Origin of the sequence: Streptomyces siamensis, from assembly GCF_039543605.1 — a bacterium.
Lineage (GTDB): Bacteria > Actinomycetota > Actinomycetes > Streptomycetales > Streptomycetaceae > Streptomyces > Streptomyces siamensis.
This window is the reverse complement of sequence record NZ_BAABKB010000001.1, coordinates 352,285-365,952: the sequence shown is the minus strand read 5'-3', so window position 1 is coordinate 365,952 and position 13,668 is coordinate 352,285. Positions and strand designations below refer to the sequence as shown.

The following is a 13,668-nucleotide window of genomic DNA, read 5'->3' as shown; positions in this document are numbered from 1 at the left end:
CCGGCCTCAGCCGTCCTCGGCGACCTGCGCGCCGGCCTCGTGGAACTCGAACCAGATGCTCTTCCCCTCGCCCCTGGGATCCACGCCCCAGGCGTCCGCGAGGAGCTCCACGAACACCAGCCCCCGCCCGGAGGACGCCAGCTCCCCGGGGTGGCGCCGGTGTGGCAGGTCGTCGCTCGCGTCGGAGACCTCCACCCGCAGGCGCCGCCCGTCCGGGCCGCCCGTCACCTCGGCGACGATCAGCGCGTCGGTGTCGGTGTGCACCAGGACGTTCGTGATCAGTTCGGAGACGAGCAGGACCGCCCCGTCGAACTGATCCTCACAGGCCCAGTCGTGGAGCAGCTCCCGCAGCTGCTGGCGGGCCCCGGCGATCGCCTCGGGCTCGGCCTGCGCCACGGTCAGCATGGTGCGGCGCACCGGCGGCGGTGCGAGCGTCACGGTGTCGTCGCAGCCGCAGCCCGGTCCCTGCCGGCACAGCAGCACGACGGCTATGTCGTCCTCCCGCCGGTCGGCGAGCGGCCCGGTGGTGTGGTGCGAGGAGGGCCCGTGCACGACCTGGACGAGCGCGTCGGCCAGGGACTCCATGTCGCCCTCGTGGGCCTCCAGGGCCCGGCGGATACGGCGCCAGCCGGTGTCGAGGTCGTGACCGCCGGTCTCGATGAGCCCGTCGGTGCAGATCAGCATGGTCTCGCCCGTTTCCAGGACGAGCCGGGTCGTGGGGTAGTCGGCGTCCGGGTCGACGCCCAGCGGCAGCCCGCCCGCGGTCGGCCGCATCAGCACCGTTCCGTCGGCCATGCGTATCGCGGGGTCCGGGTGCCCGGCGCGGGCGATGTCGAGCGTCCCGGTCGCCGGGTCGACCTCGACGTAGAGGCAGGTCGCGAAGCGGGTGTCGTCGGGATCCCCGTCGTCCGCGCCGCCGCTCGACCCGTAGGTCACCGAGTCGGTGACCCCGTACAGGAAGCGTGAGGCCCGGGAGAGCACCGCGTCGGGGCGGTGGCCCTCGGAGGCGTATGCGCGCAGCGCGATGCGCAGCTGGCCCATCAGGCCCGCCGCGCGGACGTCGTGGCCCTGCACGTCGCCGATGACCAGCGCGAAGCGGCCTCCGCCGGACTTCGTCCGGGCGCTCCCCCCGGGCAGCGGAATCATGTCGTACCAGTCGCCACCGACCTGGAGGCCGCCGCCGGTGGGGACATAGCGCGCGGCGATGGTCATGCCCGGTGTCCGGGGGCCCAGCGTGGGCATCATCGAGCGTTGCAGGCCGTCGGTGAGTGCCCGCTCGGTCTCGGCGGCCCCGGCACGCGAGAGGGCCTGCGCGAGCATGCGGGCGACGGTCGTGAGGACCGAACGCTCGTCGGGCGTGAAGCTGACGGGGTACGTGAAGGCCGCCATCCACGCTCCCATGGTGCGGCCCGCGACGGTCAGCGGCAGGAACGCCCAGGAGTGCCGTCCGAAGTGCTTGGCGAGCGGCCAGGAGACCGGATAGCGGTCCCGGTAGTCGTCGGGCGAGGACAGGTAGACGGCACGGCCCGTGCGGACGACCTCCGCGGCCGGGTAGTCGGTGGCCAGCGCCATGTGCGAGAACGGGCTCTCGGCTCCCGGCTGGTGCCCGTGGTGGCCGATGACGGTCAGCCGGTCGCCCTCGGCACCGAAGACGGCCAGTCCGTCGGGGGAGAACCCGGGCATGGACAGGCCGGCCGCGACCCGCAGCACCTCGGCCGTCGACCGGGCCTCGGCCAGCGCACGGCCCGCGTCCAGCAGGAACGCCTCCCGCGAGCGGCGCCAGTCGCCGGTGACCGGGGTGCGCGCGGCGGCGCCCGGCGGCTGCTCGGAGACCTCCTGGAGGGTGCCGATGAGCTCGAACTCGCCGGTCTTCGGGTCCACGATCGGCTTGGAGCGGCTACGGACGGTGCGGAGCACCCGGCCGTGCCCGTCCATGATCCGCATCCGGGCCTCGGCCAGGGTGCCCTCGGCGACGGCGAGCTGGACGACCCCGTCGATCTCGTTCCAGTCGACGGGGTGGAAATGGGAGCGCGCGCCCGCCTCGGTGAGTGTCGCCGGCTCCGCGGGCAGGCCGATCAGCCGGGCGGCCTCTGCGTCGAAGGTGACCAGACCGGCGGCGTTGTCCCAGCGCCACAGGCCGGTCGCGAGGGCGGCGAGGACATCCCCCACGCCGGGCAGGGGCTCACCAGTGCGCATGGCCCCACTGTAAGAAGAGGAGATCGCTGCCTGCCACCGAGAGTATTGGGGAGTGGCGATCTTGGGGTGCCCGGTACCCTTGGGGGGTCCGGGCCCCGGCCCAGGACGTTTCACGTGAAACAGACCCCGATCCGCGAAGACTGGATGAACGACGATGCATCGGTACAGGTCCCACACCTGCGGCGAGCTCCGCGCCTCTGACGTCGAGAGCGACGTCCGGCTGAGCGGCTGGCTGCACAATCGCCGAGACCTGGGCGGCATCCTCTTCATCGATCTGCGCGATCACTACGGCATCACGCAGCTCGTCGCCCGCCCCGGTACGCCCGCCTACGAGGCCCTGGACAAGGTCTCCAAGGAGTCCACCGTCCGCGTCGACGGCAAGGTCGTCTCGCGTGGCGCGGAGAACGTGAACCCCGACCTGCCCACCGGCGAGATCGAGGTCGAGGTCGGCGAGGTCGAGCTGCTCGGCGCCGCCCAGCCGCTGCCCTTCACGATCAACGCCGAGGACGGCGTCAACGAGGAGCGGCGCCTGGAGTACCGCTTCCTCGACCTGCGCCGCGAGCGCATGCACCGCAACATCCTGCTGCGTACGGCCGTGATCTCGGCGATCCGTCACAAGATGACGGCGCTCGGCTTCAACGAGATGGCGACCCCGATCCTCAGCGCCACCTCCCCCGAGGGCGCGCGCGACTTCGTGGTGCCCTCCCGTCTCAACCCGGGCAAGTTCTACGCCCTGCCGCAGGCCCCCCAGCAGTTCAAGCAGCTGCTGATGATCTCCGGCTTCGACCGTTACTTCCAGATCGCGCCCTGCTTCCGCGACGAGGACGCCCGCGCGGACCGCTCGCCGGGCGAGTTCTACCAGCTCGACGTCGAGATGTCGTTCGTCGAGCAGGAGGACGTCTTCCAGCCGATCGAGAAGCTGATGACCGAGCTGTTCGAGGAGTTCGGCAACGGCCGTCATGTGACGTCCCCGTTCCCGCGCATCCCGTTCCGCGAGGCGATGCTGAAGTACGGCTCCGACAAGCCGGACCTGCGCGCCCAGCTGGAGCTCGTCGACATCACGGACATCTTCGAGGGCTCGGAGTTCAAGGCGTTCGCGGGCAAGCACGTGCGTGCCCTGCCGGTGCCGGACGTCTCCGCGCAGCCCCGCAAGTTCTTCGACCAGCTCGGCGACTTCGCCGTCACCCTGGGCGCGAAGGGCCTGGCCTGGATCCGCGTCGCCGAGGACGGCTCGCTGACGGGTCCGATCGCGAAGTTCCTCACCGAGGACAACGTCGCCGAGCTGACCAAGCGCCTGTCCCTGGCGGCCGGCCACGCCGTGTTCTTCGGCGCGGGCGAGTTCGACGAGGTCTCGAAGATCATGGGCGCGGTGCGCGTCGAGGCCGCCAAGCGTGCCGGGCACTTCGAGGAGGACGTCTTCCGGTTCTGCTGGATCGTCGACTTCCCGATGTACGAGAAGGACGAGGACACCGGCAAGATCGACTTCTCGCACAACCCGTTCTCGATGCCGCAGGGCGGTCTGGAGGCCCTGGAGACCCAGGACCCGCTGGACATCCTCGGCTGGCAGTACGACATCGTCTGCAACGGCGTGGAGCTGTCCTCCGGCGCGATCCGGAACCACGAGCCCGACATCATGCTCAAGGCCTTCGAGATCGCGGGCTACGACCGTGAGACCGTCGAGGAGCAGTTCGCGGGCATGCTCCGCGCCTTCCGCTTCGGCGCCCCGCCGCACGGCGGCATCGCCCCGGGCGTGGACCGCATCGTCATGCTCCTCGCGGACGAGCCGAACATCCGCGAGACGATCGCGTTCCCGCTCAACGGCAACGCGCAGGACCTGATGATGGGCGCGCCCACCGAGCTCGACGAGACCCGTCTGCGCGAGCTGAACCTCTCCGTGCGAAAGCCGCAGCCGAAGTAGGCCCCAGCACCCGAGTGGCCCGGAACCGACGTCGGTTCCGGGCCACTCTGCGTGGCCTTGCAGAACCACAGTCCTCACCCATGCTGCTGACAGGTGGGAACCCTACGGTCCGGTTCATGACTGAGACCCAAGGACCCGCGCACAAACGGAACATGACGCGACGCAAGGTCGTCGTCGCAGGTGGAGCGGCCGTGGCGGCCGTGGGCGTGGGCGGCGGCATCGCCGTGAACGCGTTCGCGGGCGAGACGGCCTCCGGCACCTCCGCCGCCGCCTCGTCGAGCGCCGAGACCTGTTACACGCTGACCTCGGAGACCACCGAGGGTCCGTACTACATCGACGCGGACAAGATCCGCCAGGACATCACCGAGGACCAGGAGGGCATCCCCATGACCCTCAAACTCAAGGTGATCGACGCCGAGACCTGCAAGCCCGTCAGGAACGCGGCGGTCGACATCTGGCACTGCACCGCGCTGGGCGTCTACTCCGGCTACGAGTCGATGGGCAGCGGCGGAGGCGGCGGCGCCCCGACGGGTGCCCCCACCGACGCACCCTCAGGGACGCCCACCGGCACCCCGACCGGCGAGCCCCCGTCCGGCGGTCCCTCCGGTGGCGGCGGCCACTCCGAACCCACCGACGACGAGCGCTATCTGCGCGGCACCTGGAAGACCGACAAGCACGGCTACGTCACCTTCAAGACCGTGTTCCCGGGCTGGTACCAGGGCCGCTGCGTCCACATCCACGTGAAGGTCCACGTGGACGGCACCTGGACCGACGCGGGCTACGAGGGCGGCCACACCTGTCACACCGGCCAGCTTTTCTTCGACGAGAAGTCGGTCCTGGCCGCGGCCGAGGTGGCCCCGTACTCGACGAACACCACCACGCGTACGACCCTCACCGAGGACACGATCTACCCCCAGAACGGGCACGCGGGCGGTCTCCTGCACCTCGACTACAGCAGGAAGAACATCGCCAAGGGCGTCCACGCGCACCTGACGATGGGCGTCGCCCCGGACGAGACCCACGACAGCACGGACACCCAGCCGAGCGCGTCGGCGTCGGCCTCGTAGCACCGTCCGCGGAACTCGGGGCCGTCCGGGGCCGCGCGGTGCCCCGGGCGGTCCCTCACCCCGGCCGCTCAGGTGTCGTAGGTGCCGTCCCACGGCTCGCCGAAGCCGAGCCGGTCCGGGTAGAGCTCGGCCCAGTCGCCGTCCTCGTCCGATCCGCTCAGCAGGCCGAAGAGCACGCCGTCGACGGTGAGTTGGAAGGGGCGGACGGCGATGTCCGTGTAGGAGCGGCGGGGCAGGCTGCGCAGCAGCTTCGCCAGGTGGATCCGGGCCTGCGCGAGGACCGAATTGTCGCCGTCGGGATTGCGCTGCTGCTCGGCCCAGGTGCCGGCGCACCAGATCTCCGAGTCGCGGTAACGGCCCTCGACGTCGAAGGTGTGGAGCACCGTGTAGAGGCGTTTGTGCTCTTCCCAGCCGTCGTCGGGACGGAAGCCTTCAGGGAAGGCGTACGTGATCGACGCCAGGAACTGACCGTCCGCGTACCGGCCGATGGTCTCGGTGCGGTGCTTCGGCTCGTAGGCGATCGGGATGACCTCGGGGACTGCCATGGCGGAAACCATACGGGTGAGCGCGGACATGCCAGCGCCGGGGTCCACTCCGGATCCGGGGGAGCGGACGGCGCATGTTCGCTCCGGGCCGCCACCGGTACCCGGGTGGCCCGTCACCGGCTCGGCGGACGGGGGACGAGTGACGACGACAAGGGCGCCCGGGACATGAAGTCCCGGGCGCCCCGGCCGATGTGTGCGCCCGTCAGGAGAGGAACTTGTAGCCGCTCCACCCGGTCGCGATCTTCGTGCGGGAGCCGAAGGATCCCTTGCCGTCACCGCTGTTGCGGTACAGGTTTCCGCTGCTGTCGCGGGAGACCAGATCGGCCTTGCCGTCGTCGGTGATGTCGCCGACGCCGACGACGGCGTTGTAGGAGCCGCCCCAGTCGCCGAACAGCTTCACGCGGGCGGCGAAGGTGCCGTCCCCCTTGCCGTGGTAGCGGTAGAGGGTGTTGGAGGTGTCCTGGGCGAGCAGGTCGCCGATGCCGTCGCCGTCGAGGTCGCCGGCGCCGACGATCTTCTTGTAGCCCTTCCAGTTGTCGTAGAGCTTCACGCGGGTGGCGAGCTTGCCGTCGCTCGTGCCCTTGTACAGGTAGACGGTCCCCGTCGACGCGGTGCGCGCGATGAGGTCCGGGCGGCCGTCACCGCTCACGTCACCGGGCGAGGTCAGGACGTCGTACTGCGTCCAGCCGCTGGTGGCGAGCGTGGTGTACGACGTCGTCGGCTTGACGGCGGCGTTGCAGCCCGGCTTGTACAGGCGCAGGGCCCCGCTGCTCAGGCGTACGAGGACGTCGTTGCAGCGGTCGCCGTTCATGTCGCCGAAGGGGACCGCCTTGATGGAGGTGGCCCATCCGGTGCCGGTGGTCTTCTCGCCGAACTTGCCTGTTCCCGTGCCCTGCTGGACGGTCAGACCACCGGAGGAGTTGAGGGTGATCAGGTCACCCCTGCCGTCCGGGCCGTCGACGCTGCCGAAGTCGTGGCGTACCGCGGCTCCCCTGAGCAGATAGCCCTCGCCGGACGTCACCGTGACCGGGGCCGAGGTGCCCAGGCCGGTCGCCTTCAGCGTCCAGGTGAACTCACCGTTGGGGAAGTGGACGCCGCCGGAGGTCTTGCCGTTCCAGTTCGCGGACAGCTGGGCGGCGACCGCGCCGCCGGTGAGCGTACGGGTGGCCCTGCCGGTCGCACCGCTCTGCACCGAGGTGAAGGTCAGCGACCAGGAGGTGACCGGGCGGGACAGCTGCCAGCCGCCGGTCCAGGCGGTGGACGCGCCCGGCTCGACGTAGCTGCCGGCCTCGCCGCGGAAGGCGGTCGTCGCGGACGGCGTGATGCCGGTGGTGGCGACGTGCGTCTGCTGGAACGTGTCGGTCCAGGCGACCAGGCCCGTGTACTCGTCGACGGTCCACCGGTAACGGCGGTCCGTGGCCGGGCCGGTGCCCGGGACGTCGGAGGTGATCACGCGGGTGGCTCCGGTGGACGCCTCGGTCAGCACGAGCTGCCCGGTGGCGTGGTCGTGCCGCACGGTGAACCCGTCGCCGAGCAGCACGTCGCCGGGCTGCACGGCCTTCGACGTACCGGCCTTGGTGTCGTACACACCGGCCGAGGCCGACTGGCACGACCAGTACACCCAGCGGCCCGCCGCCTGGAGTTCGCTCGGCACGCAGCCGAGGCCCGGGACCGTGACCGTGGAGAGGGTCTTCTTCTCGGCCAGGCTGTAGGAGGTGAGCTTGCCGGTGGTGGAGGTGGCGCTCCACAGCGTCGAGCCGTTCAGGGCGGCGGCCCGGACCGAGCGCTTCAGCTGCTGGCCGTAGCCGAACTCGCCGATGTACTGCATCGGGTTCGGGCCACCGGAGTTGTAGACCGCGTAGCCGTCGGAGACGTCGACGACGGAGCCGCCCGTGGTGCCGAACTCCAGTGTGTCGCTGGACCATTCGTCGCCGATGGCGACCAGCCGGTCGGCGTTCTCCAGTCCGCTGCCGCCCTCGTCACCGTCGTAGAAGGTGTCGAGGTAGACGTCCTCGGGGGCCGTGCCGCTGTTGCCCCACATCGCGGCGCAGGTGGTGCCCGGGTACGGGCACACGGGCTGCACCGAGTCGCCGGTCCTGGGGGCGGACGCGGTCAGTTCGGTGCTGCCGTTCGTCGTGAGCGTGCGCACGGTCGTGGTGTCCGAGGTGCTGCTCGTGCTGTCCTCCGCCACGCGCAGGCTGCCGCGGCTGAGCGCCAGGCCCGTCTTGGCGTTCTCGTACGGCACCACCTTGCGCACCTTCTCCAGGCGCGGCGTGCCGTCGGCGGAGAGTCCGACGCGCTGGACCCACCAGTCCGCCGCGCCGGTGCCACCGGTGACGAGGGCGTCGCCCTCGGGGGTGGCCAGCGGGTTCCCGTAGGACCGGGTCAGCAGGGTCTTCTCGGTGCCGTCGCTCAGGGACACGGCCGTGACGCCGCCCCCGGACACACCGAGGACCAGCCAGTCGCCGACGACGACGGGGACGGGCGAGCCGGCGATCTCCTTGCCCGCCACCGGGACGGTCTCCTCGGCGAGGAGGTCGCCGCGCGGCTTGAGGTGCAGTCCGGCGGACTCCGTGTACCAGCCGACGTGGTCGTCGGTGAGCACCGGTTCCGGGGAGGCGTCCAGGCCGGTGAAGACGGGTGTGAGCTGCGCGGTCGCGAAGTCGAGGTAGCCGACGGTGTACGACTCGACGACGCCGTTCCCGTCGTGGATCGCGTAGGCCAGAAGGAAACCGTCCTCGTCGCCGGTGCGCGCGGCGCTCACGTTCCAGGAACCCTCGGCCGGGTAGCCGCTGACCACGCGGTCGCGCTGCTTGCCGTCCACGAGGTCCACGAGGTGCAGCCGGTAGCCGTCGAGCTGTTCGCCGTCGACGACGCCGTTCCGCTCGATCGTGACGAGCGTGTCCCCGTAGGTGCCCACGTAGTCGGCCGACTGGCTCAGGTCGACGGTCCGCAGCGCGCTGCCGTCCGGGCTCCACAGGGACACCGGGTCGCCGTAGGAGGCGTGCGGCAGGGCGACGGTGTCGGCGGCCTGCCCGTACATGCCCGAGGCGCAGCGCAGCTGGATGTCCCAGCAGGTGGTGGTGGTCGGCTTGTACACGCCGGTCGGCCCCTGCACGGTGACGGTGGTGCCGTCCTCGTAGGCCGTCCACAGCAGGCCCGCGACCCCGGCCTGACGGTGCAGGAATCCGGTCCTGCCGGCCGAGAGCAGTCGGTCGGAGCGCGGGGTGTCGCTGCTCGGATCGTCCAGCAGGATCTCCGTCGTCCCCGCCGAGCCGGCCGCCGCGGCGGCCAGCGCGCTGCCGGCGCCGTCCGGAGTGCCGGCGAACAGGGTGATGGTGCCGGCCGCCAAGGCGACCGCGAGTGTGGAGACGAGGGCGGCCGGGCCGCGCCGTCTCGGGGCGTGTCTGCCCACGTGAAGTGTTCCCTCCCCGCGAGGGCCCCCGCCCTCGCACAAGTGTGCGGATGCTAGCAGGGGCCGACGGGGTCCTCGCAGGGAGGCGCCGTACAGGCACAGGCGGGCCGGGACCGGCCCGCCTGCCGGGCGGTGCTACTTCGCCACGAACTGGGTGAGGATCGCCTGGACCTCGTAGATGTCGACGCCCTTGGTGAACGTCTTCTCGATGGGCGCCGCGGTGCCCGAGACCCAGATCTTGAGTTCGGCGTCGAGATCGAAGGTGCCTGCCGTCTCCACCGCGAAGTGGGTGACGCTGCGGTACGGGATGGAGTGGTACTCCACCTTCTTGCCGGTGATGCCCTGCTTGTCGACGAGGAGCAGTCGGCGGTCGGTGAACAGGATGGTGTCGCGTATCAGCTGGTACGCGGCGTGGACCTGCTCGTTCTGGCCGAGCAGGCGCGCGAAGTCCTGCTGTGCCGACGTCGGGTCGACGGTGTGCGCGTTTCCGAAGAGCGCCATGGATGAACCCCCCACTCAGTGGACGCACTTGTCCACTCGTGTCCCAGTGAGCCAATGGCTTCACATGATCTTCGCAATGTATACCGCCCGGAGGAGAGGCAGGCACAGAGGAGGAGGGGGTTCCGTTTGTCCTGCCCCGGGAATGCGGAAGGCCCGGGAACTGCTCGTTCCCGGGCCTCGGCCCACTGGCCGCCGCTGCTACTCCGGAGCGCCGCCGAAGCGCTCCTTGTACGTCTCCAGGTCCTCGTCCGTGAGCTTGGCGAAGAGGACCGGCGGGACGGTGAACGGGGTGCCCGCGGGCACCGAGTCCAGGGACTTCGCCTCGTCCCGCGTCACCCACGCCGCCGTGTCGTCCTGAAGGGCGAACGCCGTGCGCATGGCCTTGGAGGACGCCGGGATGAAGGGCTCGGAGACCACCGAGTACAGGTGGATCAGGTTCATCGCCGTGCGCAGGGTCAGTGCCGCGCCCTCCGGGTCGGTCTTGATCTCCAGCCAGGGGGCCTTCTCCTCCAGGTAGGAGTTGCCGGCCGACCACAGGGCGCGCAGCGCGGCCGCCGCCTTGCGGAACTGGAGGGCCTCCATCTGGGTCTCGTACTCGGCCAGCAGGCCCGCGATCTCCTCGCCGAGCTTCGCCTCCGCCTCACCGGCCGCGGCGCCCGCCGGGACCTCCTCGCCGAAGCGCTTCTTCGAGAAGGACAGCACGCGGTTGACGAAGTTGCCCAGGGTGTCGGCGAGGTCCTTGTTGACCGTGGCCGTGAAGTGCTCCCAGGTGAACGACGAGTCGTCCGACTCCGGGGCGTTGGCGATCAGGAAGTAGCGCCAGTAGTCGGCGGGCAGGATCTCCAGCGCCTGGTCGGTGAAGACACCCCGCTTCTGCGACGTGGAGAACTTCCCGCCGTAGTACGTCAGCCAGTTGAACGCCTTGACGTAGTCGACCTTCTTCCACGGCTCGCGCACGCCCAGCTCGGTGGCCGGGAACATGACGGTGTGGAAGGGCACGTTGTCCTTCGCCATGAACTCCGTGTAGCGCACGGCGGTGTCCACGTCGTACCACCACGACTTCCAGTCGCGGTTCTCCGGGTCCTGGTCCGCCCACTCCTTCGTCGCACCGATGTACTCGATCGGGGCGTCGAACCAGACGTAGAAGACCTTGCCCTCCGCCGCGAGCTCGGGCCAGGTGTCGGCCGGGACCGGCACGCCCCAGTCCAGGTCACGGGTGATCGCCCGGTCGTGCAGGCCTTCGTTCAGCCACTTGCGGGCGATGGAGGAGGCCAGCTGCGGCCAGTCGGCCTCGTGACGGGACACCCACTCCTCGACCTCGTGCTGGAGCTTGGACTGGAGGAGGAAGAGGTGCTTCGTCTCCCGGACCTCCAGGTCCGTCGAGCCGGAGATCGCCGAGCGCGGGTTGATCAGGTCGGTCGGGTCCAGGACGCGCGTGCAGTTCTCGCACTGGTCGCCACGCGCCTTGTCGTAGCCGCAGTGCGGGCAGGTGCCCTCCACATAGCGGTCCGGCAGGAAGCGGCCGTCCGCCGGCGAGTACACCTGGCGGATCGCGCGCTCCTCGATGAAGCCGTTCTCGTTCAGGCGGCGGGCGAAGTGCTGGGTGATGTCGCGGTTCTCCGCGCTGGAGCTGCGGCCGAAGTAGTCGAAGGCCAGCTCGAAGCCGTCGTACACCGCCTTCTGCGCGTCGTGCGCCTGCGCGCAGAACTCGTCGACCGGCAGGCCCTGCTCCTTCGCGGCCAGCTCGGCCGGGGTGCCGTGCTCGTCCGTCGCGCAGATGTACAGGACGTCGTGACCGCGCTGGCGGAGGTACCGGGAGTACACGTCCGCCGGGAGCATGGACCCCACCATGTTGCCCAGGTGCTTGATCCCGTTGATGTACGGAAGGGCGCTGGTGATGAGGTGTCGAGCCATCGCGGGCTGCTCCCAAGTCGCTACGCGGAGTGACGTCCGTCGCTTTTCGGGTCGGCGGGTCGTCTTCTGTGAACCTTGAAATCGTAGCCGACATGGGTGGGCCGCCCGCTTCCCGTTTTGAGGGGTGGGAAGCGGGCGGCCGGGTGTCGGGGGGCGCGGAGCGCTACGGCGCTACGGCCGCCAGTTCTCCAGTACGCCGTCGTAGAGCTCGGCGTCCGTCAGCTCGCGCGGGGTCGGGCCCGCGTGGAAGAAGGCCGTGTTCCCGGTCTTCAGCTTGCGGAGGTAGTCGAAGGCCTTGTTGTCGTGCTCGCCGAACGCCACGAAGGAGAAGAACACCGAAGGGTGGTCCTTCGCCGCCTCGGTGAGGGACTGGGTGGCCGGGGTCTTCGCGTCCGGAGCGCCGTCCGTCTGGAAGATCACCAGGGCGGGGAGCGGGGAGCCGGCGTCCGAGCCGTGCTTCTCGTGCTGGGAGAGCACTTCCTGCACCGCCGCGTGGTAGCTGGTGCGGCCCATGCGGCCGAGCGTCGCGTGCAGCTCGTCGACCTTGTTCTCGTGCTCGGCGAGCGTCAGTTCGCCGGTGCCGTCCAGCTCCGTGGAGAAGAACACCACGTGGACCGTCGACTCCGGGTCCAGGTGGGCGGCGAGCGCGAGGGCCTGCTCGCCGAGGGCCTGGGCGGAGCCGTCCTTGTAGTACCCGCGCATCGACGCGGAGCGGTCGAGGACGAGGTAGACGCGGGCTCGGGTGCCGGTGAGGTCCCGCTTCCCGAGGGCGGTGCCTGCCTCGTTGTACGCCGCGGTGAGGGCCGGGGCCTCGGCCTTGACGCGGGTCGCCGTGGCGGCGGGCTCGGCCTCGGTCCGCGGCTCCGGGTCGGCTGCCGCGGGCTCCGCCTCTGCCGCGGGCTCCGCCTCTGCCGCGGGGGTCGGCTGGTCCTCGGTCGCGGTCGACGGGGCCGGCGTTGCGGGCTGGTCGGCCTCGGCTTCGCCTTCGGCCTCGTCGTTCCCACCCGCACCACCCGTGCGGGCATCCTGCTCAGGTGCGGGTCCGGCCTGTGGGGTCTTCTCGCCGTCGGCGGCCGCGGCCACCGGTTCCGGCGTCGCCTCGGCGACCGGCTCGGCCGCAACCACCGGTTCCGGAGCCGACTCCGGCTCGACCTCGGCGACCGGCTCGGCCTGAACCGCGGGCTCGGCCTCCGGCTCCGCCGTGGCGACCGGCTCGACCTCGACTGCGGCCTCCGGCTCCGCCTCGGCGACCGGCTCGGCCTCGACGGCGGGCGTCGCTTCCGCGACCGGCTCGGTCTCGACGGCCGCCTCGGGCTCGGTTGCGGGCTCTGCCTCGGCCTCCGGCTCCGCCTCGGCGACCGGCTCGGGCTCGACGGCGTGCGTCGCTTCGGCCGCGGGTTCGGTCGCAGCCACCGGCTCCGGTTCGGCTGCGGGCTCTGCCTCGGCGGTCGGCTCTTCCTCGGCCACCGGCTCCGGCGTCGACTCCGGCTCGGCCTCCGCCGCCGGCTCAGCTTCGACCTCGGTCGCCGACTCGGCGGCGGGCTTCGCTGCGGCGGTCGGCTCGACCTCGGCCACCGGCTCGGGCTCCGCCGCAGGCTTCGCCTCGGCCACCGGCTCCGGCTGCGGCTCCGCCGCAGGCTTCGCCTCGGCGGCCGGCTTCGGCTCGGTGGACGGTCCCGGCTGGGGCGTCGACTGGGACTGCTTCGGGACCGTCACGTTGTCGAAGGCCGCCGAGACCAGGTCGTCCACCACGGAGGGCTCGGGCTCGGAGGCCGGGGCCGGAATCCTCGGCTCGGCGGCCTCCTGGGCGGGGGCGGGCGCCGGCTCGGGCTCCTGGGTGGGGGCCGGGACGGCCGGAGCCGAGGCCTCTCGCGAGGTCTCCGCGTCGGCGTCACGACCCTTGCGTGAGCGGCCGAACGCATTCCGCAGGAGAGTGAGAATGCCCATGTGCGCAACCCTTCGCGTGAGTTGATCCCGTCAATCCCTGGCCAGGACGGACACGTAAGGTTAGCGGCCGCGACTGGCGATCTTGGGCAGGGGCGGACAGCCGCCGGAGCGCCGTGTCAACACCCCTGTGGCTCACGCAGGTTCACTCTTCGTTCATGCGGTCGC

At 71.0% G+C, this 13,668-nt stretch carries 8 protein-coding genes; 2 read left to right on the top strand and 6 right to left on the bottom strand.

Features of this window, described 5'->3' with window-relative positions; genetic code table 11:
* Positions 1-6: 6 nt before the first annotated feature.
* Positions 7-2,196, bottom strand: coding sequence for a SpoIIE family protein phosphatase (locus tag ABEB03_RS01565; protein ID WP_345640022.1), 2,190 nt, complete (start codon positions 2,194-2,196; stop codon positions 7-9).
* A 154-nt stretch (positions 2,197-2,350) separates the two neighbouring features.
* On the opposite strand from ABEB03_RS01565, the gene aspS reads away from it, so the two are divergent.
* Positions 2,351-4,114 (top strand): aspartate--tRNA ligase, encoded by a 1,764-nt coding sequence (aspS, locus tag ABEB03_RS01560; RefSeq protein ID WP_345640020.1) that lies wholly within the window; start codon positions 2,351-2,353, stop codon positions 4,112-4,114.
* Between the two features lie 116 nt (positions 4,115-4,230).
* On the top strand, positions 4,231-5,181 hold the full coding sequence (locus tag ABEB03_RS01555; RefSeq protein WP_345640018.1) for an intradiol ring-cleavage dioxygenase: 951 nt from the start codon (positions 4,231-4,233) through the stop codon (positions 5,179-5,181).
* Positions 5,182-5,249: 68 nt separating this feature from the next.
* Here the strand turns inward: ABEB03_RS01555 and ABEB03_RS01550 are convergent, their stop codons facing one another.
* The 5 genes from ABEB03_RS01550 to ABEB03_RS01530 all read right to left on the bottom strand — a co-directional run bounded on the left by ABEB03_RS01550 (position 5,250) and on the right by ABEB03_RS01530 (position 13,503).
* Entirely contained in the window at positions 5,250-5,726 is a 477-nt protein-coding gene (locus ABEB03_RS01550; protein ID WP_345640016.1) for a hypothetical protein, read from the bottom strand.
* Between the two features lie 202 nt (positions 5,727-5,928).
* A complete protein-coding gene (locus tag ABEB03_RS01545; protein ID WP_345640014.1) occupies positions 5,929-9,141 on the bottom strand; it encodes an FG-GAP repeat domain-containing protein in 3,213 nt (1,070 codons plus the stop codon).
* 135 nt (positions 9,142-9,276) lie between these two features.
* On the bottom strand, positions 9,277-9,642 hold the full coding sequence (locus tag ABEB03_RS01540) for a PH domain-containing protein (RefSeq protein WP_345640012.1): 366 nt from the start codon (positions 9,640-9,642) through the stop codon (positions 9,277-9,279).
* A 198-nt stretch (positions 9,643-9,840) separates the two neighbouring features.
* Positions 9,841-11,556, bottom strand: a complete 1,716-nt coding sequence (gene metG / locus ABEB03_RS01535) for a methionine--tRNA ligase (RefSeq protein ID WP_345640010.1) — start codon at positions 11,554-11,556, stop codon at positions 9,841-9,843.
* A 171-nt stretch (positions 11,557-11,727) separates the two neighbouring features.
* Complete coding sequence (locus ABEB03_RS01530; protein ID WP_345640007.1) at positions 11,728-13,503, bottom strand: VWA domain-containing protein; 1,776 nt, start codon at positions 13,501-13,503, stop codon at positions 11,728-11,730.
* Positions 13,504-13,668 lie beyond the last annotated feature (165 nt).

Bases quoted from the DNA above. Each gene is read 5' to 3' on its own strand.
- ABEB03_RS01565 (WP_345640022.1), bottom strand. From the start codon at position 2,196: ATGCGCACTGGTGAGCCCCTGCCCGGCGTGGGGGATGTCCTCGCCGCC.
- aspS (WP_345640020.1), top strand. From the start codon at position 2,351: ATGCATCGGTACAGGTCCCACACCTGCGGCGAGCTCCGCGCCTCTGAC.
- ABEB03_RS01555 (WP_345640018.1), top strand. From the start codon at position 4,231: ATGACTGAGACCCAAGGACCCGCGCACAAACGGAACATGACGCGACGC.
- ABEB03_RS01550 (WP_345640016.1), bottom strand. From the start codon at position 5,726: ATGGCAGTCCCCGAGGTCATCCCGATCGCCTACGAGCCGAAGCACCGC.
- ABEB03_RS01540 (WP_345640012.1), bottom strand. From the start codon at position 9,642: ATGGCGCTCTTCGGAAACGCGCACACCGTCGACCCGACGTCGGCACAG.
- metG (WP_345640010.1), bottom strand. From the start codon at position 11,556: ATGGCTCGACACCTCATCACCAGCGCCCTTCCGTACATCAACGGGATC.
- ABEB03_RS01530 (WP_345640007.1), bottom strand. From the start codon at position 13,503: ATGGGCATTCTCACTCTCCTGCGGAATGCGTTCGGCCGCTCACGCAAG.